Below are 1,538 nucleotides of genomic sequence, written 5' to 3'. Positions count from 1 at the left end.
CTATTGTCATCTTTAAATTTAACGCCATGACTGCCCGCCAATCCTACCACCTCACCTTCGCCCGTTTCTCCCCCTCCCTCTCCGTCAAATCCTTCACCGCCTCCGAAGCCGCCAACACCGCCTACCGCGTCGAAATCAACGCCACTTCCGCCGATTCCTCATTGCCGCTGTCTTCCTACCTCAACCAGCGCGCAGCGTTTGAAATCCGTCCGCAGGAGGCCGTATTGTCTGAGGTGGCTGCCGCTTTTTCAGCCGGTTCGGACGAATCTCCGGCGAAACAATGGCAGGGCATTATCACTTCATGCGAGAAGCTGTCCGTATCCAAGGATGAAACCGTTTACCGCTTTGTTTTAGAGCCGCGTTTCGCGGCTTTAAAACATTTCCAATCCTCCCGACTGTTTCAAAACCAAACCGTCCCCGACATCGTTGCCGCCGTCTTCAAGCACCACGGTTTCTCCGGTGTCGACTACCGTTTCCAAAAAAGCCGCAGCTACACCGTCCGCGAGTATGTGACCCAGTATCTCGAAAGCGACTTCGCTTTTATCAACCGTCTGTGTGAGGAAGAAGGCATTTGGTATGCCTTCGAACAGAATGAGCAACATGGCGATGTGGTCGTCTTCGGCGACAGTCCCGAACACTATTTCCGCGACCAAAGCCTACCTGTTTCCTACCGCCCCCATGCCGGACTGGAAAGCGTCGGTACCGAAGCACTGTTCAACTTAAGCATCCGCCACAACCCCATCGTCGAAGGCATACGCAGTGCCGACTACAACTACCGCAGCGCCGATACCGACCTCTTTGCCGAAACCGACAACAAACAGTCCGAAGAGTCAGCCGACAACACCGTCTTATTGGGCAAACAGCAAAACTGGGGCCTTCATCCCAAAACCCCCGACGAAGCCAAAGTTCAGACGACCCTGTTGAACGAAGCCGTCCTCTGCCGCCAAACCGTCGCCAACGGCAGTGGCAACGTCGTCTCCATGGCGCCGATGAAAGTGTTCCAAACCGATACCGCCTTCCCCGAAGCACCCGACGGCTGGCTGGTACTCAGTATGGAACACAGCAGCAGCCGCGATACCGCCTACACCCATACCTTTACCGCCATACCCGCCCAACTCGCCTTCCGTCCCGAACGCACCACCCCGCGCCCCCATATCGCCGGCACACTGCCCGCACGGGTAACCGCAGCAGAGAACTGCACCTACGCCTACATCGACGACATGGGCCGCTACCGAGTCAAACTGCCGTTTGATCTGGACGAATGGAGTCCCGGCGGCGAAAGCCGTCCTGTCCGACTGGCCAAACCCTATGCCGGTCCCGAATACGGCATCCACTTCCCCTTACACGAAGGCACCGAAGTCATGCTGTCCTTCGTACAAGGCAATCCCGACCGCCCGTATATCTCCGGCGTCATGCACGACAGCGCCCATCCCGACCACATCCCTGCCGATTGGAACACAAGGAACGTCATCCGTACCTGGGCGAACAACAAACTCAGGATGGAAGACCAAAAAGGTCAGGAACACATCAAACTCGCC

At 56.8% G+C, this 1,538-nt stretch carries 1 protein-coding gene; it reads left to right on the top strand.

Annotated features, from left to right (window positions below):
- The coding region (gene vgrG, locus HMPREF1028_RS12810; RefSeq protein ID WP_156798181.1) for a type VI secretion system tip protein VgrG at nt 1-1,538 on the top strand (1,538 nt) is incomplete at both ends.

Source organism: Neisseria sp. GT4A_CT1 (assembly GCF_000227275.1).
GTDB lineage: Bacteria > Pseudomonadota > Gammaproteobacteria > Burkholderiales > Neisseriaceae > Neisseria.
Note: the sequence above shows the minus strand (reverse complement) of the source record. Positions and strands in the feature narration are given on the sequence as shown.